Consider the following 24792-nt stretch of genomic DNA (forward strand, 5'->3'; position numbering starts at 1 on the left):
TCGATGACCATTTAAGATTTAGATGAATTTGTAATCTTAAATAAGGTAAGATAAAGATAACAAATGTAAAGGAGTATTCTTATGAAGAAACAAAAGATAAAATCACTATTACTTGTACCACTTGTATTTGCATCTATTACTACAGGTATTGTATATGCAGAAGAACATCCTACTTCATCTATTCAGGCGAATGATAGTTCTGTTGTGGCACCAGATTTGCCATCGGCTAAGGAAAAGGTGGAGCATAAACCTTCCGTTGTAACTCCCGAAGAGTATGAACAGAATGTTGCGGACTTTAAAAAGGTAGATATTGAAGCTGTACGTCAATCTTTTACAGAGGACCAATTGGAACATACTATTTATTTTGGTAGAAAAACTTGCTCTCATTGTCGTCAATTTTCTCCTGAATTGAAAGAATTTAATAACTTGATTGAAAAGAAGTTAGAGTATTATGATTTGGATGGTAAGGATTTTGATGGGGAAGCGAGAGAGTTTCTATTTAAAAAAGTCGGTATTCCAGGAACACCAACAATTTTGTATTTAAAAAATGGACATCCGATATCTGGATGGGTTGGTGGCGGAGCAACTGCACAACAGGTGTATGATTATATGTACTCGAGAAACTCACCTAAGCAAGCGGAGACAGTGAAATCTTCTGAAGAGACAGTAACTGAAAGTGTCCGTGATGAGAAAACCAGAAATGACAGCATGAGTATTAGTGACAAAGTTGTGAGTGACAGCAAAGGTATGAGTGATGAAAAAAGAACCGAAATGAAAATATCCAATGATAATCCCAAATCTAATAGTGAAAATAGTGGGAAAGTGGAGAGTACAAACTCAACTTCTAAAGCTAAAACTACTCAATCTGACAATTTAGCAATGTTAGACAATAAGAATCAATTGGAAACTCCCAAACCTATTTTTGATGTTGCTCAAGAAAATAAAGCTCCTTCAACTGATGTTAAGGGGACTGATTATGTAAGCAAATCTATTACTTCGAATGAAAAATTATTACCGAAAACAGGAGAGAAAGAAAGTTACCAACTGCTTCGGCTAGCTGTCGCGTTTTTTATGACTTATGCAATGATTAAAGTGAAACAAAAAATTCATAAATAAAAATAGATGGTAAACAGGTGCAATGATATTATTTGTTTGTAATAACATATAGCTAACATTTGCCTATAGACACGAGTGAGGAAATAGATGTATTTAGTTTATATATAAAAGATTATAATTGTATATGAAATGGACTGAATGGTAAAAGGTCAAGTATTTCCGAAATGCTTTCTTTTTCGATTATTTTAACGCCTCAAGATGTTTTGATGACTATTTATGATTTGGATGGAAAATTTCAAAGAATAGTAGTATACTAACATTGTTAAGATTGTATCCGAAAGTGGAATACCAACTCTTATAGAGGAGAAAACTAACCACTTTTAGAGAATTAAATAGTAGTTGATGTATAGGTAAAAAAGCATGGTAAATAGTTAGTATTAATGGTAAATAGTTAGTATTAGCGGAAGTAGAAACAAGAAAAATACGAACGGAAAAATACAATGAAAAAGAGTAGAAAAATTAAAAGAGCAGTGCATAGCATTGCGAACGGGGGAGCATATTTTTTAATCGTTGCACTCCTAATTAATGTGGTTCTTGTCTATTTTTCAGAAGATTTTGACCCAAGGTGGGCAAAAGTTGTACAAATAGTTGGAACACCGTTTTCTTTAGGTTTAGGTTTTTTCATTTATGGTGAAGGCGTAAAAGCACTAAACGAATATAAAAAAGAAGACGACGAGAAGGGGAAATAATAATTAAAAAAACTGAAACAGTACTAAAAAATGTAAAATAAAGGGGGAAAAATGGCGAGTAAAAAGAAGTTACTTGGAGAAGAGTTTGGGAAGATGGTGTTGTCAAGGACGATAGCGACCTATGAAAAAGCAATCAACGCTGAAAAATAACATTTTCAGATGAAAAGATGGAGGAGCTAGACAACATACTATCTAATGGAATGGGGTTGCTTGATGGAGTACAAGCATACGGTATTCTAACAGGACGAAAATAAAAAAAGCATTCCTCGTGAATACAAAAACAATGTTTCAATTAGCAGAAGTTAACAGATAAAGTTTGTCTTTATCGAGCCTGACTTTTACCAGAGTATGTGAGGTATATTAAATGAATAAGAAATCCTTTTTTATCATCTGCTCTACGTTGATTATAGCATCGAATCTTCTCATGATTTCCGTGGTGAACAAGGGAGAAGAAACAGGGAGCAATCTGTTTGTGATTGCTATAGCCTGTGTTATGTTACCAGCCTTTTTATATGCAGTTGAAAATCAACTGACTTCATTGGTAAGAGTAGAATCAATACTCCTGATTCAGCTGACAGTTATATCCCTACTCCGTCTTATCAACAGAATAGGGAGGACGCCTGAAATCCTCAACATTATCATTACCCTTATCGCTTTGGCAAGTGGGACAGCTGCTATCCTTGTTGCGATTATGAGAATATATGAGAACATACGGAAGTGAGGGTGAGTAGTTTTCTATTTTGTATTTTCACATTGTCAAGTTCCCTCAGGGCAAGTATGTTTTTCATGCTTGCTTTTTTAAATTTTTTAACAATTCAAGATGTTTTGATGACCATTTATGATTTGAATGAAAAAAATTAATAAACAGTGATATACTAAACTTGTCAAAGTTGCAACAGGACAAAAATTAAAAATAAAAAGGAGTATTTGTCATGGATACAAAAATGATGGAACAATTTGAAATTATGGATACTGAAATTCTTGATCATATAGAGGGTGGGGATGTATCTGATATTTATAAAGGGTACGCTTATCAGGAAGGTCCATTTGGTGCTTACCCTTCTATATTAAAAAATTCAGGTCCTTTTCCAGTAAGTGGGTACTGCCCGCGTGGTTATCATGACCGTGGTTATATAGGAGCAGGTTTCCATTTATGTGGAATATAGGCTGAAATATAAGAAATGAGGAAGAGTTTCTATGAAAAAGTATCAGCTTCTACTCAAAATAAGTGCAGTTTTCTCTTACTTATTTTTCGTATTTGGACTTGCTAAGCTGACGCTTATTGTTCAAAATTATTGGCAATTTTCTTCCCAGATTGGCAATTTCGTCTGGATTCAAAATCTCTTGAGTTTGCTATTTAGCGGAGTCATGATTTGGATTCTGGTTAAGACAGGTCATGGTTATCTCTTTCGCATTCCGAGAAAAAAATGGCTTTGGTATTCGATTTTGACAGTATTAGTGGTAGTGCTCCAGATCTCTTTTAACGTTCAGACAGCTAAACATGTTCAGTCAACTGCTGAAGGTTGGGCTGTATTGATCGGTTATAGTGGGACCAACTTTGCTGAGCTAGGTATCTATGTAACCCTGTTTTTTCTGACTCCACTGATGGAAGAGTTGATTTATAGGGGATTACTGCAACACGCCTTTTTTAAGCATTCGAGATTTGGCATTGATTTGCTTCTTCCGTCAATTTTATTTGCTCTTCCTCATTTTTCAAGCCTGCCTAGTTTGTTAGATATCTTCGTCTTTGCAACATCTGGCATCATCTTTGCTAGTTTGACCCGCTATACCAAGAGCATTTATCCTTCCTATACGGTGCATGTGATCAATAATATTTTCGCAACATTACCATTTTTGCTTACTTTTTTACACAGGGTATTTAGCTAAAAATAGTAGATTAAAAATAATTATCGATTTTAAGAAGTGAATAATGGAATTTAATATTATTCACTTCTTATTAGTTGATTGGGAAGATTGTACTCTTTGAGTAATTTAAGATGTTTTGATGATAATTCAAGATTTGTATGAAAAACTTTAACAAATAGTGTTATACTAAAATTGCCAATTGCAACAGGATAACAATTAAAATTAAAAATAAAAAAGAGGTATTCGTTATGAATACAAAAACGATGTCACAATTTGAAATGATGGATACTGATATGCTTGCGAAAGTTGAAGGAGATTTCGGAGGTTGGGGAGATATGATTTCTGGTTTATTGGGTGGGCTAGCACTTTCTCCAACTTTGGATCAATTAATGGTAAGTGGCCTATTATACATCCTTCAAAACCATGTAGTCCTTATGGTATTGGGGGAACTCCAAACTCATGTAATGGTATTTAAAAAGGATTGAAACTATGAAGGCAAAATATGGGAATCAAATTGTTGATGTTTGGGAAATTGGTCAAGCGACTCCTAAACCAAGTTGGGTAGAGGAAGCTTTTCAAAAAAATTATATGGTTTGGTTGGATAATCATGTGCGCATTCTAATGGCAGGTCTTAATACTTCTCTCGCAACGAATATCAAGTTTGGTCTAGTTGGAACAGTTGGAGGAGGATTCGCTGGTTATGGGATGTATGTTCTTGGTTATCCAGGTGATTATATAGATATCACCAATCATAGAGTTGTTTCTGCTAAAACATTTCACAAAAGTTATCAAATTTTAGAAAATGATTAGATATCATTTAATTGTAATGGAGAAAGCTATGAAAAAACATCCTATTCTTTTCAAAGCGAGTGCAATTCTTTCTTATTTGTTTCTGTTTTTCGGACTGTTTTGGACAACCCGATTTTGGAGCAACTATTGGGAGTTCTCGTCTTGGGTAGGAAATCTTATCTGGATTCGAAACATCATCAGCCTTCTCTTTATCAGCTTGATGGTTTGGATTTTGGTCAGGTCGGGCCATGCTTATCTCTTTCGCATCCCTAGGAAAAAGTGGTTGAGCTATTCTGTCCTGACGGTGTTAGCAGCTGTTGTGCTTATCTGTTTTAACTATCTGACAGCTAAACACGTTCAGGGGACGAACGAAGGGTGGAATTTGTTTATTGTCTATAGTGAGACCAATTTTGCGGAGTTCGGTGTTTACCTAACTTTAATCGTACTAGGACCTCTGATGGAAGAATTGGTATGTAGGGGATTGCTTCAACATGCCTTCTTTAAGAATTCGAGGTGGGGGCTGGATCTTCTCTTTCCGTCATTCTTATTTGCCTTGCCCCATTTTTCTAGCTTGCCAAGTCTCGCAGATATTTTTGTCTATACGGCAGTGGGTTGTCTATATGCCTGGCTGACACGTTATACGAAGAGTATCTATCCTTCTTATTCGATTCATATTGTTAATAATATCATCGCAAACTTACCATTTTTGCTCACTTTTCTACACAGGGTCCTGGGCTAAAAAACCAGAAGACTTGCTTTTCAGCCATAGAGGAGGTTATTATGTATAAACACTTATTTTTCCTAGATTCCAAAACCTTAGACTGGTTGACACCCTATATTCTAGTCTTGGCTTCTGACACCATTGCTTTTAATGTTTTTGTGTTAACCTTTGTATCTGCGGTGGTCTTTAATTCCCTAAATTCCATGCTAGCTTTAATGGCTATCTTCTTAGGGGCTGGCTATGTGGTCGGATTTTGGTTACTAAAATGGTTTGTTTTGGAAAGGTTAGAGCTAAAGGATGACGTGTAGGGAAGTCTGTTTGTTGAGGAGGATATTTTTATGGAGTTTTTTGATAAATTTCATGCCTTTTGTTTTGGATTTTTAGTACTACTAATCGTCATTACAGTGCCTTATACGATTAACCATGGGGATTTTTTTCAAAATGAATCTGAATTGATTATTGTAAGTCTTCTAGTAACCTCGCTAAGTGTTGCTTATGCTAGAAAGTTTGAAATGATTTCTTTTGGGATGTTAAGCAAGAAAGAACTTTTGCTTTTCGTTGCAATCTTTCTTCTGAGTGTACTTGAGACGCTGGTTTATATTCATTTCTTCGCTGTTTCTTCTGGCGCAGGAGTTCAACACTTATCGGAAGTCAGCAGAGGAATTTCTCTGTCTTTGATTTTGACTTCCTCAGTTTTTGGCCCCATCCAGGAGGAACTCATTTTCAGAGGACTTCTTCAAGGTGCCGTTTTTGACAATTCTTGGTTAGGGCTTGTGCTAACTTCCTCTCTTTTTTCTTTCATGCATGGACCTTCTAATGTCCCTTCGTTTATTTTTTATCTACTTGGGGGCTTGTTGCTGGGCTTTGCTTATAAAAAGAGCCAAAACTTATGGGTTTCTACTCTAGTTCACATGTTTTACAATGCTTGGCCACTCTTATATTATTTATAAAAATCATGAAAAGGTAAGCAGAAGACGGTGCTTGCCTTTTCTTTCTACAATGATACCCAAGCCAATCCAGAGGCTTTTCTTTGAGAATCGGGCGTGGAGCGGTTGACGAATAGGCCAAAAACTAGTAGAATAGTAAGGAAACTTTATACGGAGGAAAGAAATGGATTTGGGTGATAATGAGCTAACACTGACTCCCATACCTGGGAAAAGTGGTAAGGCTTATATGGGTAGCTATCCTGATGGGAAGCGCATCTTTGTAAAAATGAACACCTCTCCAATCCTACCTGGTCTAGCTAGAGAACAAATTGCTCCACAATTATTATGGAGTCGCCGTTTGGCAGATGGGCGTGATATGTGTGCTCAAGAATGGTTGACAGGCAAGATATTGACCCCCTATGATATGAATCGTAAACAAATCGTCAATATTTTAACCCGTCTTCATCGCTCACGTCCGTTGATGACACAGTTGAGTCGTTTGGGATATGCCATGGAAACACCTGTAGATTTACTACAGTCTTGGCAGGAAACTGCTCCAGATGCTTTGCGTAAAAATCATTTTATCAGTGAAGTGATGGCTGATTTACGTCAGACTATTCCAGGATTTAGAGAGGACCATGCGACCATTGTCCATGGAGATGTACGACATAGTAATTGGATTGAGACAGACAGTGGCTTGATTTATTTGGTGGATTGGGATTCGGTTCGTTTGACCGACCGCATGTTTGATGTGGCCCATATGCTCTGTCATTATATTCCAGAACATCAGTGGAAGGAATGGTTGACCTACTACGGTTACAAGTACAATCAAACAGTATTAAGTAAATTGTATTGGTACGGTCAGTTCTCTTATTTGAGCCAGATTTCCAAGTATTATATGAACCAAGATTTAGAAAATGTCAATCGGGAGATCCATGGCTTGCGTCACTTCCGAGACAAGTATGGAAAGAGAAGATGAGAGTTAGAAATCGTAAAGGGGCGACAGAATTACTAGAGGCAAATCCCCAGTATGTGGTCCTCAATCCCTTGGAAGCCAAGGGGAAATGGCGGGACTTGTTTGGCAATGATAATCCCATTCATGTGGAAGTTGGAAGTGGAAAGGGTGCTTTTGTTTCAGGTATGGCTAAGCAAAACCCTGACATCAACTATATCGGGATTGATATTCAAAAGTCTGTTTTGAGCTACGCTTTGGACAAGGTGCTTGAAGTTGGAGTGCCTAACATCAAGCTCTTGTGGGTAGATGGTTCTGACTTGACCGACTACTTTGAAGACGGTGAGATTGATCGTTTGTATCTGAACTTTTCAGATCCTTGGCCGAAAAAACGCCATGAAAAGCGTCGTTTGACCTACAAAACCTTCTTGGATACCTTCAAACGTATCTTGCCTGAAAATGGAGAAATTCATTTCAAGACGGATAACCGTGGCTTGTTTGAGTACAGCCTAGTGAGCTTTTCTCAGTATGGCATGAAGCTCAATGGTATCTGGCTAGACTTACATGACAGTGATTTTGAAGGCAATGTCATGACAGAATACGAGCAAAAATTCTCCAACAAGGGGCAAGTTATCTACCGAGTTGAGGCAGAATTTTAAGAAATAGCCTGAAATCAGGCTGTATAAGTGCTTTTGCTTTACATAAGTTGGCAAATGTGCTATACTAAGAGTAAGAATATGAGAAAGAGAGGCGGGGAAATATCTTCGCCTCTTGCTTATGAGGAGGTGGACGCAATCGCAACAATCGTAGAATTAGTCAGAGAAGTTGTAGAACCTGTCATAGAAGCGCCTTTCGAACTCGTGGATATCGAGTATGGAAAGATTGGCAGTGACATGATTCTCAGTATTTTTGTAGATAAACCTGAAGGAATTACCTTGAACGACACGGCAGACTTGACAGAAATTATCAGTCCTGTCCTAGACACCATCAAGCCAGATCCCTTCCCAGAACAATATTTCCTAGAAATCACCAGTCCAGGCTTGGAACGTCCTTTAAAAACCAAGGATGCCGTCGCTGGAGCGGTTGGGAAATACATCCATGTCGGGCTCTACCAAGCCATCGATAAGCAAAAGGTCTTTGAAGGAACCTTGTTGGCCTTCGAAGAGGACGAGTTGATCATGGAATATATGGACAAGACGCGTAAGAAAACGGTCCAAATTCCATACAGTTTAGTATCAAAAGCACGTTTAGCAGTAAAATTATAGAAAAAGAAAGGATAGCTTTTGAGGATTCAAAAGTGAAGAAAACATGAGTAAAGAAATGCTAGAGGCCTTCCGCATTTTGGAAGAAGACAAGGGAATCAAAAAAGAAGACATCATCGACGCAGTAGTAGAGTCGCTTCGTTCCGCTTATCGCAGACGCTATGGTCAATCAGACAGCGTAGCTATTGATTTCAATGAAAAAACAGGTGATTTCACAGTCTATACTGTTCGTGAAGTTGTGGATGAAGTCTTTGATAGCCGTTTGGAAATCAGCTTGAAAGATGCTCTTGCCATTAATTCAGCCTACGAGCTTGGTGACAAGATCAAGTTTGAAGAAGCACCTGCTGAGTTTGGTCGTGTAGCAGCTCAATCTGCCAAACAAACCATCATGGAAAAAATGCGCAAGCAAACACGTGCCATCACTTACAATACTTACAAAGAACATGAGCAAGAAATCATGTCTGGTACAGTAGAACGCTTTGACAACCGCTTTATCTATGTCAACCTCGGCAGCATCGAAGCCCAATTGTCAAAACAAGACCAAATTCCTGGTGAAGTTTTTGCTTCTCATGATCGTATTGAAGTTTATGTTTACAAGGTTGAAGACAACCCTCGTGGTGTCAACGTCTTTGTTAGCCGTAGCCATCCAGAAATGATCAAACGTTTGATGGAGCAAGAAATTCCAGAAGTTTATGATGGAACTGTTGAAATCATGAGCGTGGCTCGTGAAGCTGGTGACCGTACTAAGGTTGCAGTTCGTAGCCATAATCCAAACGTGGACGCTATCGGAACAATCGTTGGACGCGGTGGAGCGAATATCAAGAAGATCACTAGCAAATTCCACCCAGCTCGTTACGATGCCAAGAGCGACCGTATGGTCCCAATCGAAGAAAATATCGACGTTATCGAGTGGGTAGCAGATCCAGCTGAATTTATTTACAATGCCATCGCTCCTGCTGAAGTGGACCAAGTTATCTTTGACGAAAACGACAGCAAACGTGCCTTGGTTGTTGTACCAGACAACAAACTTTCTCTTGCTATCGGTCGTCGTGGGCAAAACGTTCGTTTGGCAGCTCACTTGACTGGTTACCGTATTGATATCAAGTCTGCTAGTGAATTTGAAGCCATGGAAGAAGCTGGTTCGGTAGATTTGGAAGCAGAAAACGATACTGTAGAAGAATAAAAGCTGCTAGAGGAGGGAAAGATGAAAACGAGAAAAATCCCTTTGCGCAAGTCTGTTGTGTCTAACGAAGTGATTGATAAGCGTGATTTGCTCCGTGTTGTCAAAAACAAAGAAGGACAAGTCTTTATCGATCCGACAGGCAAGGCCAATGGCCGCGGCGCTTATATTAAGCTAGACAATAAAGAGGCCCTAGAGGCCAAAAAGAAGAAAGTCTTTAACCGTAGCTTTAATATGGAAGTTGATGAAAGCTTTTATGACGAGTTGATCGCTTATGTGGATCACAAAGTGAAAAGAAGAGAGTTAGGACTTGAATAAGCAAAAGATAAGCAATCTCTTGGGACTTGCTCAGCGAGCAGGGCGGATTATATCGGGTGAAGAATTGGTGGTCAAAGCCATTCAAGACGGCAAGGCCAAGTTGGTCTTTCTTGCCCATGATGCTGGACCCAATCTGACCAAGAAGATTCAAGATAAAAGTCATTATTATCAAGTAGAAATTGTAACCGTGTTTTCAACACTGGAATTAAGCATAGCAGTCGGAAAATCGAGAAAGGTTTTAGCTGTAACAGATGCTGGATTTACAAAGAAAATGAGGTCTCTTATGGAATAGAAGAGGAGGACATGATTTGTCTAAGAAAAGATTGTACGAAATCGCAAAAGAACTTGGAAAAGAAAGTAAAGAAGTTGTAGCGCGTGCAAAAGAGTTGGGCTTGGATGTGAAAAGCCACTCATCAAGTGTGGAAGAAGCTGTCGCTGCAAAAATCGTTGCTAGCTTTAAGCCTGCTGCTCCGAAAGCAGAAGCAAAACCTGCAGCACCAAAAGCAAGTGTAGAAAAGAAAGCCGAAAAATCTGAGCCAGCTAAACCAGCTGTAGCCAAGGAAGAGGTAAAACCAGCTGAGCCAGTTGCTCCTAAAACAGAAAAAGTAGCAGCTAAACCGCAAAGCCGTAATTTCAAGGCTGAGCGTGAAGCCCGTGCCAAAGAGCAGGCAGAACGACGCAAGCAAAATAAGGGCAATAACCGTGACCAACAACAAAATGGGAACCGTCAGAAAAATGACGGCCGTAATGGTGGAAAACAAGGTCAAGGCAACCGCGACAATCGTCGTTTTAATGACCAAGCTAAGAGACAGCAAGGTCAGCAAAATCGTGGAAACGATCGCCGTCAACAAGAGGACAAACGTCCAAATCAAGCGGCTCCACGCATTGACTTTAAAGCCCGTGCAGCAGCATTGAAAGCAGAGCAAAACGCAGAGTACGCTCGTTCAAGCGAGGAACGTTTCAAGCAGACTCAGGCTGCCAAAGAAGCCTTGGCTCAAGCTAACAAACGCAAGGAACCAGAGGAAATCTTTGAAGAAGTGGCTAAGTTAGCTGAACAAGCACAACAAGTTCAAGCAGTGGTTGAAACAGCTCCTGTGAAAAAAGAAGTTGCAGTGGATACACGTCGTAAGAAGCAAGCCCGACCAGACAAAGAACGTGACGATTACGATCGCGAAGAAGATGGTCCTAGAAAACAACAAAAGAATCGAAGTAGTCAAAATCAAGTGAGAAATCAAAGAAATAGTAACTGGAATAACAACAAGAAGAACAAAAAAGGCAATAACAAGAACAATCGTAATCAGGCTCCAAAACCTGTTACAGAGCGTAAATTCCATGAATTGCCAACAGAATTTGAATATACAGATGGTATGACCGTTGCGGAAATCGCAAAACGTATCAAACGTGAACCAGCTGAGATCGTTAAGAAACTCTTTATGATGGGCGTCATGGCCACACAAAACCAATCCTTGGATGGGGAAACAATTGAGCTCCTCATGGTGGATTATGGTATCGAAGCCAAACAAAAAGTTGAAGTGGATAATGCCGACATCGAACGTTTCTTTGTCGAAGATGGTTATCTCAATGAAGATGAATTGGTTGAGCGTCCACCAGTTGTAACTATCATGGGGCACGTTGACCACGGTAAAACAACACTCCTAGATACCCTTCGTAACTCTCGTGTTGCGACAGGTGAAGCAGGTGGTATCACTCAGCATATCGGTGCCTACCAAATCGTTGAAAATGGCAAGAAGATTACCTTCCTTGATACACCAGGACACGCGGCCTTTACATCAATGCGTGCGCGTGGTGCATCTGTTACCGATATTACTATTTTGGTTGTAGCGGCAGATGACGGGGTTATGCCTCAGACTATCGAAGCCATTAACCACTCAAAAGCGGCGAACGTTCCAATCATCGTAGCCATTAACAAGATTGATAAACCAGGTGCCAACCCAGAACGCGTTATCGGTGAATTGGCAGAGCATGGAGTTATGTCAACTGCTTGGGGTGGAGATTCTGAATTTGTTGAAATCTCAGCTAAATTCAATCAAAACATCGAAGAATTGTTGGAAACAGTCCTTCTTGTGGCTGAAATCCAAGAGCTTAAGGCAGACCCAACAGTGCGTGCGATCGGTACGGTTATCGAAGCGCGCTTGGATAAAGGAAAAGGTGCGGTAGCAACCCTTCTTGTTCAACAAGGTACCTTGAATGTTCAAGACCCAATCGTTGTCGGAAATACCTTCGGTCGTGTCCGTGCTATGACCAACGACCTTGGTCGTCGTGTTAAGGTTGCAGGGCCATCAACACCAGTTTCAATCACAGGTTTGAACGAAGCACCGATGGCGGGTGACCACTTTGCTGTTTACGAGGATGAAAAATCTGCGCGTGCGGCTGGTGAAGAACGTGCCAAACGTGCCCTTATGAAACAACGTCAAGCTACCCAACGTGTCAGCCTTGAAAACCTCTTTGATACGCTTAAAGCTGGTGAACTCAAATCAGTTAACGTTATTATCAAGGCCGACGTACAAGGTTCTGTTGAAGCCCTTTCTGCCTCACTTCAGAAAATCGATGTGGAAGGTGTTAAAGTTACCATCGTCCACTCAGCGGTCGGTGCAATCAACGAATCAGACGTGACCCTTGCTGAAGCTTCAAATGCTTTTATCGTTGGTTTCAACGTACGCCCTACACCACAAGCTCGTCAACAAGCAGAAGCTGACGATGTGGAAATCCGTCTCCACAGCATTATCTACAAGGTTATCGAAGAGATGGAAGAAGCCATGAAAGGGATGCTTGATCCAGAATTCGAAGAAAAAGTTATCGGTGAAGCAGTTATCCGTGAAACCTTCAAGGTGTCTAAAGTGGGAACTATCGGTGGATTCATGGTTATCAACGGTAAGGTTACCCGTGACTCTAAAGTCCGTGTTATCCGTGACGGTGTCGTTATCTATGATGGTGAACTCGCAAGCTTGAAACACTACAAAGACGACGTCAAAGAAGTTACAAACGGTCGTGAAGGTGGATTGATGATTGATGGCTACAATGATATCAAGACTGATGATGTGATTGAGGCATACGTCATGGAAGAAATCAAACGATAATAGAGAAACGATAGCCAATTTGACTCGTCGTCAACAGCGCCTTGATGAACCTTCAGTTCTATCTAAGGCTTGTTTCCTAGATTCAAATGGCTCTAGTTCCTCTATCTAATAAAAATAGCTAGGTCTGCTGGCCTAGCTTTTGGTTCAAAGTAGAGAAAGGAATATCATGGCAAATCATTTCCGTACGGATCGTGTGGGCATGGAAATCAAACGTGAAGTCAACGAGATTTTGCAAAAGAAAGTCCGTGATCCGCGTGTCCAAGGCGTGACCATCACAGATGTTCAGATGCTAGGTGACTTGTCTGTTGCTAAGGTTTACTACACCATTTTGAGTAACCTTGCTTCGGATAATCAAAAAGCTCAAATCGGGCTTGAAAAAGCAACTGGTACCATCAAACGTGAACTTGGTCGCAATTTGAAATTGTACAAAATCCCAGATTTGACCTTCGTCAAAGACGAGTCCATCGAATATGGAAACAAGATTGACGAAATGCTACGCAATCTGGATAAGAACTAAAGAAGAGGGGAAACCCTCTTTTTTGGTGGAGGAAAAAGCAATAAAACATGCTGGCGGAATCTTTCCAGAGTTAAACATTATTAAAAAGCTTTATAAAATTCAACTTGTATGATATTATAGGAAATGAAAGAGTGAGATAAAACGATTTTTCAGCAATAGCCAGCAAGGCTGGTATCGTTAACATTTTCAAAGTGCAGTTAAACGAGGGAAGATAATATGGGACTCATAAAAACTCTAGCTAAAACTTACGGGAATTACTTTTTGACCATGCAAGGTGTAAAAGTCATGAAAACGATAAAGAAAGATGACCATGTCGTTGTTGGTCTGGGGAAACTTTTTATTGCAGACAAGTTAATGGATACGGCTCGGTGGCTCATCAAGCCAGAGGAGAGAGAATGAAATTTTTCTGGGCGATTCTTGCTATTCTTTTTATCAAACCGATTATTGGGATTGTGAAATTCTTGTGGATGATTATCTCTTTTGCAGTCCAATTGCTGTTTTACAAGATAGTGTTTAAGATATTGGATTGGCTCTTTAAACTTATTTAGATAGTAATTCAAGTCGTGGGGAACTAGCAAGTCTTGTACTGCTAGTTTTTTAATCTCTTTCCTTATGGTATAATAAAATAAATAATATCATTTATAAACGATAATGGAGGTCGTCATGGACAATATCATCGATGTGTCAATTCCTGTTGCAGAAGTGGTGGATAAGCATCCAGAAGTCTTGGAAATCCTAGTGGAGTTGGGTTTTAAACCCCTTGCTAATCCCCTGATGCGTAATACTATCGGTCGTAAAGTATCACTCAAACAGGGTTCTAAGCTCGAAGGAACTCCTATGGATAAGATTGTCCGCACACTGGAAGCAAATGGCTACGAAGTGATTGGATTAGACTAATGGCAGATGAACGGATTCATGTCCTACGGGATATTTTGTTAGAATTGCATAATGGCGCCTCTCCTGAGTCGGTTCAGGAGCGCTTTGATGCGACCTTTACAGGTGTTTCAGCTATCGAGATTTCCCTTATGGAGCACGAGCTGATGAACTCAGACTCAGGTGTCACCTTTGAAGATGTCATGGAACTCTGTGATGTTCATGCCAATCTTTTTAAAAATGCTGTTAAGGATGTCGAAGTTGCAGATACCGAGCACCCAGGTCACCCAGTTCGGATTTTCAAAGAAGAAAATCTAGCCCTCCGTGCAGCCTTGATTCGCATTCGTAGATTGTTAGATACCTATGAGTCTATGGAAGATGAAGAGATGCTTGCGGAGATGTGCAAGGGCTTGGTGCGTCAGATGGGACTTGTAGGTCAATTTGACATCCACTACCAGCGCAAGGAAGAGCTCTTTTTCCCCATCATGGAGCGCTATGGACACGATTCACCTCCCAAAGTTATGTGGGGAGTGGATGATCAGATCAGGGAACTCTTTCAAACAGCTTTAGCGACAGCCAAGTCACTACCTGAAGTGTCGATTTCCACTGTAAAAGATACTTTTGAAGCCTTTGCGACAGAGTTTGAAAGTATGATTTTCAAGGAAGAATCCATCCTCCTCATGATTCTCCTTGAGTCCTTTACTCAGGATGACTGGCTTCAGATTGCGGAGGAGAGCGACACCTATGGTTATGCCATCATCCGTCCGTCTGAGAAATGGGTGCCAGAAAGACAGAGTTTTGTTGAGGAAAAGATTGCAGAGGAGCCTATTCAGCTAGATACGGCAGAGGGACAAGTTCAGCAGGTTATCGATACGCCAGAAGGACAGTTTACCATTACCTTTACCCCTAAGGAAAAGGAAGCAGTGCTGGACCGCCATAGTCAACAGGCTTTTGGCAATGGCTATCTCTCAGTCGAGCAGGCCAATCTCATTCTCAATCATCTCCCTATGGAGATTACTTTTGTCAATAAAGACGATATTTTCCAGTATTACAATGACAATGCGCCAGCTGATGAGATGATCTTCAAACGAACACCGTCCCAAGTTGGGCGCAATGTCGAACTCTGCCATCCACCTAAGTACTTGGACAAGGTCAAGACCATCATGAAGGGGCTTCGTGAAGGAAGCAAAGATAAGTATGAAATGTGGTTCAAGTCTGAGTCGCGAGGCAAGTTTGTCCACATCACCTACGCAGCAGTGCACGATGAAGAGGGAGAATTCCAAGGTGTGCTGGAGTATGTTCAGGATATTCAACCCTACCGTGAGATTGACACAGACTATTTCCGTGGATTAGAATAAGGAGAAAAAATGAGTTACGAACAAGAATTTATGAAGGAATTTGAAGCCTGGGTCAATACCCAGATTATGATTAACGATATGGCGCACAAGGAAAGCCAAAAAGTCTACGAAGAAGACCAAGACGAGCGTGCCAAAGATGCCATGATTCGCTATGAAAGTCGCTTGGATGCTTATCAGTTCTTGCTTGGTAAGTTTGAAAACTTCAAAGCAGGCAAGGGATTCCATGATTTGCCAGATGGCTTGTTTGGTGAGCGAAATTATTAAACGAGATAGATTCTTGATTTTTTACTAAAATCTTGATAGAATATTTATATTAAATCCTTGTCAGAACAGGGATTTTTTATTGAAAGGATTTTATCATGTCAAAGAAACTCAATCGTAAAAAACAATTACGAAATAGCCTCCGTCGCGCAGGTGCCTTTTCAAGTACTGTGACTAAGGTTGTAGAAGAGACAAAAAAAGTCGTGAAACGTGCAGAGCAATCAGCAAGCCAAGCTGGTAAGGCTGTTTCTAAAAAAGTTGAGCAAGCAGTAGAAGCTACCAAAGAGCAAGCTCAAAAAGTAGCCAATTCTGTAGAAGATTTTGCAGCAAACTTGGGTGGACTTCCACTTGACCGTGCTAAAACCTTCTATGATGAAGGAATCAAGTCTGCTTCAGATTTCAAAAACTGGACTGAAAAAGAACTCCTTGCCTTGAAAGGAATCGGCCCAGCTACCATCAAGAAATTGAAAGAAAATGGCATCAAGTTCAAGTAATTTTTCTTGTGCCTTGCATTTCCGAAAAAATCTTGCTACAATAGAGCCATTAGAGGTGTTTTGAATCTCACATTTTACAGAAAGTGGCGGTGCTGAGAAGTCCACAAATGTGTCAAAACTGGTTGCTAATGGATGAAAAATTGAAATAAAAGTGTCTTTTTGTTTTAAAGACGAGAGTTGCGGGCTCTGCCCGAAATTGGGTGGTACCGCGGATAAGCACATTCGTCCCTGTCATGTAGATGGCAGGGCTTTTCTTTTGCGTCTTAGTCAAAGGGGGTTGTTATGAAGCAATCTTTTAAAACAAGTAAACTCTATTATGGTTTTCCTATCTTCATTTTGGGGTATCAGGACCAGAATTTTGGACACAAGATAACGACCTGCAGCTCCTCTTATAGTCTGGGAGATTGGCTAGTCATCGGTGTTGGTTCTGAGGAAAATGCGGCTGAGCAAATCAAGCATTACCAGAAGTTTAGTGTGAATATTCCTGATGAAAATCTCATGCTCGAGATGGAGCAGGCTGGTTTTATCAGTCATCGAGAGAAATTGAAACACCTGCGACTAGACTACGAGATTTCTGAAAGGACTCAGGCACCGATTTTAGAGGCTTGTCCAGTCGTGTTGGACTGTCAGGTAGATCGGATTATCGAGGAAGATGGAATCTGTCATATCTTTGCCAAGATTATCGAGCGACTTGCTGATCCAGATCTCTTGGATGAGAAAGGTCATTTTAAAAATGACCGTTTTTCACCGACTTACTTTATGGGGGACGGTCACCAGCGCGTTTATCGCTATTTAGATAATCGTGTTGACCCTATGGGGAGCTTCATAAAGAAAGCGAGGAAGAAGGATGACAAGAGCTGAATTACCAGAACGATTAGAAACCGAACGTCTCGTCCTACGAGTTCGTACAGTGGCAGATGCTGAGGATATCCATACCTACGCTAGTCTCCCAGAGGTCTCTTACCCAGCAGGCTTTCTACCCGTCAAGACTTTGGAAGATGAGATTTATTATCTGGAGCATATCCTTCCTGAGCGCAAACAAAAGGAAAATCTCCCAGCTGGCTATGGAATTGTCGTCAAAGGAACTGATAAAGTCATTGGTTCTGTTGACTTCAATCACCGTCACGAAGATGATGTTCTTGAGCTCGGCTATACCTTGCACCCCGACTATTGGGGTAGAGGATATGTACCAGAAGCAGCGCGAGCCTTGATTGATTTAGCCTTTAAAGAACTTGGTCTTCACAAGATTGAACTAACTTGCTTTGGATATAACCTTCAAAGTCAACGAGTCGCGGAAAAGCTTGGCTTTACCCTCGAAGCTCGTATAAGAGATCGCAAAGATGCCCAAGGCAATCGCTGTGATGATTTGAGATATGGCTTGCTGAGGAGTGAGTGGGAGGTGATTTGATGCATCTTTTCATCATTGGTGCTCCAGCCTCAGGAAAAATGACGATTGGTCAAGAACTGTCTCGACTGACGGATTCTACCCTCTTTTATAACCATCAAGCCATCGATTTTGCACTAGAAATCTATCAGGACTACACAGAGGAAATGTGGGAATTTGTTCGTGGAATTACCTTTTCTTTCCTTAGAGCTAGTGCTCGGAATCAGCGATATGTGATTTTAACAGACGTAATTGATTTTTCAAATCAGTACCAGCTGATGTATTTGAAGCAAATTCAAGATTTGTTGAATGACTATCATCAAGAGATTCTTTTTGTTGAATTGGAAACAAGCCTTGAAGAGCGCTTACATCGAAATCGAACGGAGAATCGATTAAAGCACAAACCCTTAAAACGACATATTGAGGTATCTGAAAGAGAAATTTTAGAGACAGCTGAAACCATTCAATTAAATTCCCAACATCAACCGAATGAGTTGCACCACTACTTTAAAATAAATAATACGAATTTATCTGCAGAAGAAGCTGCTAAGCAAATTCAAAATAAAATAAATACAATAGAGAAAGGACAAACACATGTCTAAAGAACTTTCACCTAAATACAATCCAGCCGAGGTTGAGGCTGGTCGTTACCAAAAATGGCTTGATGCTGATGTTTTCAAGCCTTCAGGCGATCAAAAAGCCAAGCCTTATTCAATCGTGATTCCACCACCAAATGTAACCGGTAAGCTTCACCTTGGTCACGCTTGGGATACGACTTTGCAGGATATCATTATCCGTCAAAAACGTATGCAAGGTTTTGATACCCTTTGGCTTCCAGGGATGGACCATGCGGGGATTGCAACTCAAGCTAAAGTTGAGGAGCGCTTGCGTGGAGAGGGCATTACACGTTATGACCTAGGTCGTGAGAAATTCCTCGATAAGGTCTGGGAATGGAAAGACGAATATGCCACTACTATCAAGGAACAATGGGGCAAGATGGGGCTCTCTGTCGACTACTCTCGCGAGCGTTTCACTCTTGATGAAGGCTTGTCAAAAGCTGTTCGCAAGGTCTTTGTGGACCTTTACAAGAAAGGCTGGATCTACCGTGGTGAGTTTATCATCAACTGGGACCCAGCAGCTCGCACAGCCCTTTCTGATATCGAGGTTATCCATAAGGATGTCGAAGGTGCCTTCTACCACATGAACTATATTCTAGAAGACGGCTCACGCGCCCTTGAAGTGGCAACAACTCGTCCTGAGACTATGTTTGGGGATGTTGCCGTTGCGGTCAATCCAGAAGATCCACGCTACAAGGACTTGATAGGAAAAAACGTCATCCTTCCAATCGCTAATAAATTGATCCCAATCGTTGGAGACGAACACGCAGACCCTGAGTTTGGGACTGGTGTCGTGAAAATCACGCCTGCCCACGATCCAAACGACTTCTTGGTTGGTCAACGTCATAACTTGCCACAAGTCAACGTGATGAACGACGACGGAACTATGAATGAGCTTGCCTTCGAGTTTGCAGGTATGGACCGTTTTGAAGCTCGTAAGGCAGTCGTTGCCAAGTTGGAAGAAATTGGTGCCTTCGTTAAAATCGAAAAACGTGTCCACAGTGTTGGTCACTCAGAGCGTACAGGTGTTGTGGTTGAACCACGCTTGTCTACTCAATGGTTCGTTAAGATGGACCAATTGGCTAAGAATGCTATTGCCAACCAAGACACAGAGGACAAGGTAGAATTCTACCCACCTCGTTTCAACGATACCTTCCTCCAATGGATGGAAAATGTTCACGACTGGGTAATCTCTCGTCAGCTCTGGTGGGGTCACCAAATCCCTGCTTGGTACAATGCTGAGGGTGAAATATATGTCGGCGAAGAAGCTCCAGAAGGCGACGGTTGGACTCAGGACGAAGATGTCTTGGATACTTGGTTCAGTTCTGCCCTTTGGCCGTTCTCAACTATGGGCTGGCCGGATGTCGACTCAGAAGACTTCAAACGTTATTATCCAACATCAACTTTGGTGACTGGTTATGATATTATCCCGTTCTGGGTATCTCGAATGATTTTCCAAGGTTTGGAATTTACTGGCAAATCGCCATTCAAAAATGCATTGATTCATGGTCTGATTCGTGACGAGGAAGGCCGTAAGATGTCTAAATCACTGGGCAATGGGATTGATCCGATGGATGTTATTGATAAGTACGGAACAGATAGCCTGCGTTGGTTCCTTTCAAACGGTTCTGCACCAGGTCAAGACGTGCGCTTCTCTTACGAGAAAATGGATGCTTCATGGAACTTCATTAACAAGATCTGGAACATCTCTCGCTACATCCTCATGAACAATGAAGGCTTGACCCTTGAGCAAGCAACTGCCAATGTGGAAAAAGTTGTCAACAAGGAAGCTGGAAACGTCACTGACCGCTGGATTCTCCACAACCTCAATGAAACCATCGGAAAAGCAACTACCAACTTTGACAAGTTTGAGTTTGGTGTGGCTGGTCACATCCTCTACAACTTTATCTGGGATGAGTTTGCGGACTGGTACGTTGAGTTGACTAAGGAAGTCCTTTACAGCGATAATGAAGAAGAGAAAGTTATCACACGTTCTGTTCTCCTTTATACTTTGGACAAGATTCTTCGTCTCCTTCACCCAATCATGCCATTCGTGACAGAGGAAATCTTTGGGCAAATCTCAGAAGGCTCTATCGTGACAGCAGCATACCCAACTGTTAATCCAGCCTTTGAAGACCTCGCTGCTCACACAGGTGTAGAGAGCCTCAAAGACTTGATCCGTGCCGTTCGTAATGCGCGTGCGGAAGTAAACGTAGCACCAAGTAAGCCAATCACCATCCTTGTTAAGACAAGCGATAGCGACTTGGAAGCCTTCTTTAACAGCAATGTCAACTACATCAAACGCTTCACAAATCCAGAACACTTGGAAATCGCATCAAACATCCCTGCACCTGAACTCGCTATGTCAAGTGTCATCACAGGAGCAGAAATCTACCTGCCACTCGCAGATCTCCTAAATGTCGAAGAAGAACTAGCTCGTCTCGACAAGGAACTGGCTAAATGGCAAAAAGAACTGGACATGGTCGGCAAGAAGCTCTCTAACGAACGCTTCGTAGCCAATGCCAAACCAGAAGTCGTCCAAAAAGAACGCGACAAACAAGCCGACTATCAAGCTAAGTACGACGCGACTGTAGCACGTATCGATGAGATGAAGAAGTTGGTGAAATAAACACAGAAACACGGTGATGAACCGTGTTTTTTTGGTATAATGAAATCAATATTTATTGGGTCGGGAGTGGGATATCGAGAGATAATCTTAGAAAATTAATAAATAGTGCAATAGTAAAATATACTTTTCCTATTATACTTACTGACGAACAAGAACAAGTAACTTCAATTAATAAGAGTAATTTAACAACTGCTGGAAAGGATGAATATTGTTTTAAAGGCAATGATAATGACATTTCAAAGATAATTTATAATGGAATTGTTGAATTCGCTGAGAATGAATTTAAGATTGATTATGATAATTTGGATAGAGAACAAACAAAGGTGATCAAAACTAAATTAAAATATAATGAAAACGATTTCTCTCAAACAAAACTTCAATACGGATTTTATGGGGAAGTACTTTTAGATTTATTTTTAAGAAATTATTTTCATACGGATGTTCTAATTGCTAGAGGTTATTTTTATTCACCTCTTGAAAAGTCTGAACCAAAAGGGTTTGATGCTTTTCATATTATTGATAATAAAGGAAATTTAGAACTCTGGTTTGGAGAAGCAAAATTTCATCAAAGTTTTACATCTGGAATCAACTCTGTACTTTTCAAGATAAATTATTCTATTTCAGATGACTATTTGAATAATCATATGTTTGCAATTATTAATGAGAAAGATAATATCTCTCATTTGCATCCAATTTTAGAAGGAATAATTAAAAAATGGGAAGATAATCCTGATATTATTCTTACCGATGAATTACAAAATAATAATATTGAATTAGTGTATCCTGTTTTTATTGCATATCAAAAACAGCAAACCTACGATTACGAAAAATCAATTGCATCCAGTGTAGATAAAATCAATAGGGAGTTAGGAAAATATTCGTTAAATTTAGCTATTAAAATAAAGGTTAGTATATTTGTAATGCTCTTACCTGTTGATGATTCTAATAAATTAAAGGAAGAAGTGATTGAATGGATAGAAACGAAAGAACCGCTCATCTAATTAAGGAATTGAATTTATACAAACGATACCCTGAAAGAAGAGGTATCTTTGTCAAGGCAACTTGTGACTATTACGACGCTGTTAAAATAGACGAACTTACAAGTAGTGATTTAAATTTTTTGCGTTATATAGCAAATGAAGCTGGAGTACCACAATACTTTGAGCTACTTGAAAGAAAATATCAAGAAGGTAATGAAATAAATCAAGAGGATATGAATTTATTATCCATAAGCTCGTTTTTAAATGAAGCACATTTAACTTTGAATAATTATATGTTACATAAATATCAAAAAGAAGTTCTAGAATTATTTGAATTCCATTTTGATAATAGGTATATCCTTTCTGCCCCAACTTCATTTGGTAAAACTTTTATTGTTTATGCAATTATAAAAAAGATGGGATATTCTAACATATTGTTAATTTTTCCTACTATTAGCTTGTTATCAGAAAATTATTTAAAGTTGCAAAATGATGAATTTTTCTCTACATATAAAATACATACACTAAGCGAAATATCCGAGGAAGAACTTGGCGAAAAAAATATTTTTATTTACACTCCTGAACGATATCTGTCATTTTTAGATAATAATACTAGATATTTTAATTTTTCTTTCGTAGATGAAATATATAAAATAGATAATGATTTCATTATAGATAATGATACTCCAGAAGAAAATGAAAGGGATACTGCCTATAGACTTGCTTTAGAATATGTATGTCGCAATAGTAAAGATATTTTGCTTGCTGGGCCTTATATTCAATTTCAAAAACTTGAAACAGAAATAAATTCATTTAATAATTTTACTCTATTTAACAAATTTAAAATACTTGAATATAATGATGTTGAGATTGTGTCTAAGAATATTACACATATTGATAGAAATAAGTTTGAACTTGGAAATATAAAATATAGATTAGATCATGGTGCTTCATCATTACAAGATAAAGTAATACAAACAATTGTAAAAATAGATGATAATACTTTGATTTATTGTGGAAGAAAGTCAGAGGTAGAAAGACTAGCAAATCATTTGTTGGAAAATGATGAATATCTTTCTCTTATCTCAGAAAAACATTATAGCGAAGATGAGGAACTATATTCTATTTTTTTGAATCATGTGGGAAACACCTTTGGGTATGATTGGATTCTATATAGAGCACTTGAAAAGAGAATCGGAATTCATCATGCAGGGATACCAAAATATATTCAGAATGAATTAATTAATTTGTTCAATAAAGGTGATTTACAATGTCTTTTTTCTACAACAACAATTACTGAAGGTGTGAATACGACTGCCAAAAATTTGATTGTTACTGCTATCAAAAAGGGGAAAAAGAGACTAAAACAGTTTGATGCTAAAAATATTGCTGGGAGAGCAGGTCGTTTTAATGTCCATTATAGTGGTAATGTTATTGATTTAACAAAACAATTTGAAACTCTAATTAATTCGCAACAGGCAGAAATTGAACATAAAAATTATGATAATCGTAACAATAAAACTGACATTGATTTAGAAGTAACTTTAGATGAATTTTTGACAGATGATGATAGAAAGTTTAAAGATGAAATCAATGAGGCAAAACAAGAATCGGGATTACCAAATTTTATTTTTCATTCATATAAAGCGATAGGCCCTTTGGATAAAATCTCTATTTATAATCGAATTAAAAAAATGTCTCCAGCAGAGTTTCAAAAAATCGAACAATTAAAGCGAGTCTTAAATACATCTAAAGGTAAAGAAATTCATTGGGAAGGATTTCAAACGGTTATTAATATTTGTTCTGAATTTGTTTCTAATTCTGATTTAAAACAATTAATGGAAAAGAAAGTTGGGAAAAAACAGTTCTCTTTAATTGTTATACAGTTAGCAAGTTATTTACAGAATGGATTTTTAGGAACAGTGGATTACTATGTAGAGGAACAGAAACTGAGTAAAGATAAAGCAATTAGTAGAACCTCTAAATTAATTTATACTACATTTAAATATCATCTTGTAAAGTATTTAGGAGTATTTGATTTATTATATAGATTCCATTATTCACAAGTTTATAGAAAAGATTTTGACAATGTTGCTGGAATTCAAATTCTTCTACAAAGGCTAGAGTATAATGCTCTTACTAATACTGCTCGAAAATTAAGTGATTTTGGAGTACCTTTTGAATTAGTAAGATATTATGATAGAGTAGTAGAGAATAAAAACTTTGATTTGTATGAGAGTTATGTCGATGAAAAGATTCAAAATCTACTTAAGTGAGAGAATAAAAATAAGAACCTCATTATTATCATGAGGTTCTTATTTGTGTAATTACATTTAGAGAATCGTCAATATAATATCGTCGGGACTAGTCCACTCTACTTTGATTCTTGTCCCAACGGTTACATTCATTTGATTGAACCAGTCGTTAAAAGCTCTCAAGTTTCTGTGACCAGAAAGATTTTTAGCATAGGGATCTCCACCCCGAGAATTTCCTGATGATTTTACTATTCCAACGAAGTATCCATCTGTTGATCTAGCATTAAATATATTTTGTCCTAAAACATCTTTTCCTTGAGTATGTTTAGAATTAAATATTCCATACTGATGTGCTGCTGAACTTGGAATTGGGATATAACATTCTCCTGTTATCTGAGGACGAGAATTTGTATTCCTGTATGTGCCCCAGTCAATATTAGTTTTTTTAAGTTCTACTATGAATTGGTCTCCTTGTTTTGGCATTATGCACCTCCTTAAGTTTATATA

At 39.1% G+C, this 24792-nt stretch carries 30 protein-coding genes and 1 pseudogene; 30 read left to right on the top strand and 1 reads right to left on the bottom strand.

Features of this window, described 5'->3' with window-relative positions:
• The first annotated feature begins 81 nt into the window (after nt 1-81).
• From STYK_RS01925 to STYK_RS02070, 30 genes and pseudogenes are all read left to right on the top strand, one after another.
• On the top strand, nt 82-1116 hold the full coding sequence (locus STYK_RS01925; protein ID WP_261805134.1) for a DUF6568 family protein: 1035 nt from the start codon (nt 82-84) through the stop codon (nt 1114-1116).
• A gap of 440 nt (nt 1117-1556) precedes the next feature.
• On the top strand, nt 1557-1805 hold the full coding sequence (locus STYK_RS01930) for a hypothetical protein (RefSeq protein WP_064276253.1): 249 nt from the start codon (nt 1557-1559) through the stop codon (nt 1803-1805).
• A gap of 364 nt (nt 1806-2169) precedes the next feature.
• Entirely contained in the window at nt 2170-2526 is a 357-nt protein-coding gene (locus STYK_RS01935; RefSeq protein WP_064276254.1) for a hypothetical protein, read from the top strand.
• Nucleotides 2527-2737: 211 nt separating this feature from the next.
• Nucleotides 2738-2971 (top strand): ComC/BlpC family leader-containing pheromone/bacteriocin, encoded by a 234-nt coding sequence (locus STYK_RS01940; protein WP_064276255.1) that lies wholly within the window; start codon nt 2738-2740, stop codon nt 2969-2971.
• A 31-nt stretch (nt 2972-3002) separates the two neighbouring features.
• Nucleotides 3003-3692 (top strand): CPBP family intramembrane glutamic endopeptidase, encoded by a 690-nt coding sequence (locus tag STYK_RS01945; protein WP_261036268.1) that lies wholly within the window; start codon nt 3003-3005, stop codon nt 3690-3692.
• Nucleotides 3693-3919: 227 nt separating this feature from the next.
• Nucleotides 3920-4146, top strand: a pseudogene (locus STYK_RS01950) (ComC/BlpC family peptide pheromone/bacteriocin).
• Between the two features lie 14 nt (nt 4147-4160).
• Nucleotides 4161-4481 (top strand): hypothetical protein, encoded by a 321-nt coding sequence (locus STYK_RS01955; protein WP_000645118.1) that lies wholly within the window; start codon nt 4161-4163, stop codon nt 4479-4481.
• A 28-nt stretch (nt 4482-4509) separates the two neighbouring features.
• Nucleotides 4510-5199, top strand: a complete 690-nt coding sequence (locus STYK_RS01960) for a CPBP family intramembrane glutamic endopeptidase (protein ID WP_261805135.1) — start codon at nt 4510-4512, stop codon at nt 5197-5199.
• 41 nt (nt 5200-5240) lie between these two features.
• Nucleotides 5241-5489, top strand: a complete 249-nt coding sequence (gene blpZ, locus STYK_RS01965) for an immunity protein BlpZ (RefSeq protein ID WP_061759576.1) — start codon at nt 5241-5243, stop codon at nt 5487-5489.
• A 30-nt stretch (nt 5490-5519) separates the two neighbouring features.
• Nucleotides 5520-6131 carry a CPBP family intramembrane glutamic endopeptidase gene (locus STYK_RS01970; protein WP_261036264.1) on the top strand — a complete coding sequence of 204 codons (612 nt, stop codon included), beginning with the start codon at nt 5520-5522 and terminating at the stop codon, nt 6129-6131.
• A gap of 160 nt (nt 6132-6291) precedes the next feature.
• The gene (gene ccrZ / locus STYK_RS01975; RefSeq protein WP_261036263.1) at nt 6292-7086 is read left to right on the top strand and encodes a cell cycle regulator CcrZ; all 795 of its coding nucleotides are present in this window, start codon (nt 6292-6294) and stop codon (nt 7084-7086) included.
• Entirely contained in the window at nt 7083-7718 is a 636-nt protein-coding gene (gene trmB / locus STYK_RS01980) for a tRNA (guanosine(46)-N7)-methyltransferase TrmB (RefSeq protein ID WP_261805136.1), read from the top strand. Before ccrZ ends, trmB begins: the two co-directional genes overlap by 4 nt.
• A 126-nt stretch (nt 7719-7844) precedes the next feature.
• Nucleotides 7845-8324: a ribosome maturation factor RimP gene (gene rimP, locus STYK_RS01985; protein WP_080977204.1), complete on the top strand. Its 480-nt coding sequence runs from the start codon at nt 7845-7847 to the stop codon at nt 8322-8324.
• A gap of 43 nt (nt 8325-8367) precedes the next feature.
• The gene (gene nusA / locus STYK_RS01990; protein WP_000032285.1) at nt 8368-9504 is read left to right on the top strand and encodes a transcription termination factor NusA; all 1137 of its coding nucleotides are present in this window, start codon (nt 8368-8370) and stop codon (nt 9502-9504) included.
• Between the two features lie 21 nt (nt 9505-9525).
• Nucleotides 9526-9819, top strand: a complete 294-nt coding sequence (gene rnpM / locus STYK_RS01995; RefSeq protein ID WP_020903127.1) for an RNase P modulator RnpM — start codon at nt 9526-9528, stop codon at nt 9817-9819.
• Nucleotides 9812-10111 carry a YlxQ-related RNA-binding protein gene (locus STYK_RS02000; protein ID WP_001041390.1) on the top strand — a complete coding sequence of 100 codons (300 nt, stop codon included), beginning with the start codon at nt 9812-9814 and terminating at the stop codon, nt 10109-10111. The genes rnpM and STYK_RS02000 overlap by 8 nt, the downstream gene beginning before the upstream one ends.
• 16 nt (nt 10112-10127) lie before the next feature.
• A complete protein-coding gene (gene infB / locus STYK_RS02005; protein ID WP_261805137.1) occupies nt 10128-12917 on the top strand; it encodes a translation initiation factor IF-2 in 2790 nt (929 codons plus the stop codon).
• A 166-nt stretch (nt 12918-13083) separates the two neighbouring features.
• Nucleotides 13084-13434: a 30S ribosome-binding factor RbfA gene (gene rbfA, locus STYK_RS02010; RefSeq protein ID WP_001273601.1), complete on the top strand. Its 351-nt coding sequence runs from the start codon at nt 13084-13086 to the stop codon at nt 13432-13434.
• 216 nt (nt 13435-13650) lie between these two features.
• Nucleotides 13651-13833 (top strand): hypothetical protein, encoded by a 183-nt coding sequence (locus tag STYK_RS02015; protein ID WP_004257575.1) that lies wholly within the window; start codon nt 13651-13653, stop codon nt 13831-13833.
• Nucleotides 13830-13982, top strand: coding sequence for a hypothetical protein (locus tag STYK_RS02020; protein ID WP_004257578.1), 153 nt, complete (start codon nt 13830-13832; stop codon nt 13980-13982). Before STYK_RS02015 ends, STYK_RS02020 begins: the two co-directional genes overlap by 4 nt.
• A 115-nt stretch (nt 13983-14097) precedes the next feature.
• A complete protein-coding gene (locus STYK_RS02025) occupies nt 14098-14331 on the top strand; it encodes a DUF1858 domain-containing protein (RefSeq protein ID WP_000368734.1) in 234 nt (77 codons plus the stop codon).
• Complete coding sequence (locus STYK_RS02030; RefSeq protein ID WP_261805138.1) at nt 14331-15665, top strand: DUF438 domain-containing protein; 1335 nt, start codon at nt 14331-14333, stop codon at nt 15663-15665. Before STYK_RS02025 ends, STYK_RS02030 begins: the two co-directional genes overlap by 1 nt.
• Before the next feature lie 9 nt (nt 15666-15674).
• Nucleotides 15675-15929 (top strand): DUF1912 family protein, encoded by a 255-nt coding sequence (locus STYK_RS02035; RefSeq protein WP_000119706.1) that lies wholly within the window; start codon nt 15675-15677, stop codon nt 15927-15929.
• A 95-nt stretch (nt 15930-16024) separates the two neighbouring features.
• Nucleotides 16025-16420: a helix-hairpin-helix domain-containing protein gene (locus STYK_RS02040; RefSeq protein ID WP_000038635.1), complete on the top strand. Its 396-nt coding sequence runs from the start codon at nt 16025-16027 to the stop codon at nt 16418-16420.
• 282 nt (nt 16421-16702) lie between these two features.
• On the top strand, nt 16703-17281 hold the full coding sequence (locus tag STYK_RS02045; protein WP_261805139.1) for a flavin reductase family protein: 579 nt from the start codon (nt 16703-16705) through the stop codon (nt 17279-17281).
• Complete coding sequence (locus STYK_RS02050) at nt 17268-17828, top strand: GNAT family N-acetyltransferase (RefSeq protein ID WP_084923442.1); 561 nt, start codon at nt 17268-17270, stop codon at nt 17826-17828. The genes STYK_RS02045 and STYK_RS02050 overlap by 14 nt, the downstream gene beginning before the upstream one ends.
• The gene (locus STYK_RS02055) at nt 17828-18406 is read left to right on the top strand and encodes an AAA family ATPase (RefSeq protein WP_084923440.1); all 579 of its coding nucleotides are present in this window, start codon (nt 17828-17830) and stop codon (nt 18404-18406) included. The genes STYK_RS02050 and STYK_RS02055 overlap by 1 nt, the downstream gene beginning before the upstream one ends.
• Nucleotides 18399-21050, top strand: coding sequence for a valine--tRNA ligase (locus STYK_RS02060; protein ID WP_261805140.1), 2652 nt, complete (start codon nt 18399-18401; stop codon nt 21048-21050). Before STYK_RS02055 ends, STYK_RS02060 begins: the two co-directional genes overlap by 8 nt.
• A gap of 23 nt (nt 21051-21073) precedes the next feature.
• A complete protein-coding gene (locus STYK_RS02065; protein ID WP_261805141.1) occupies nt 21074-22051 on the top strand; it encodes a HamA C-terminal domain-containing protein in 978 nt (325 codons plus the stop codon).
• Nucleotides 22021-24306 (top strand): helicase-related protein, encoded by a 2286-nt coding sequence (locus STYK_RS02070; RefSeq protein ID WP_000375690.1) that lies wholly within the window; start codon nt 22021-22023, stop codon nt 24304-24306. Before STYK_RS02065 ends, STYK_RS02070 begins: the two co-directional genes overlap by 31 nt.
• A 57-nt stretch (nt 24307-24363) precedes the next feature.
• On the opposite strand, the gene STYK_RS02075 is transcribed toward STYK_RS02070, so the two are convergent.
• A complete protein-coding gene (locus STYK_RS02075; RefSeq protein WP_001125911.1) occupies nt 24364-24768 on the bottom strand; it encodes a hypothetical protein in 405 nt (134 codons plus the stop codon).
• Nucleotides 24769-24792 lie beyond the last annotated feature (24 nt).

This window comes from Streptococcus toyakuensis, assembly GCF_024346585.1.
Classification (GTDB): Bacteria; Bacillota; Bacilli; order Lactobacillales; family Streptococcaceae; genus Streptococcus; species Streptococcus toyakuensis.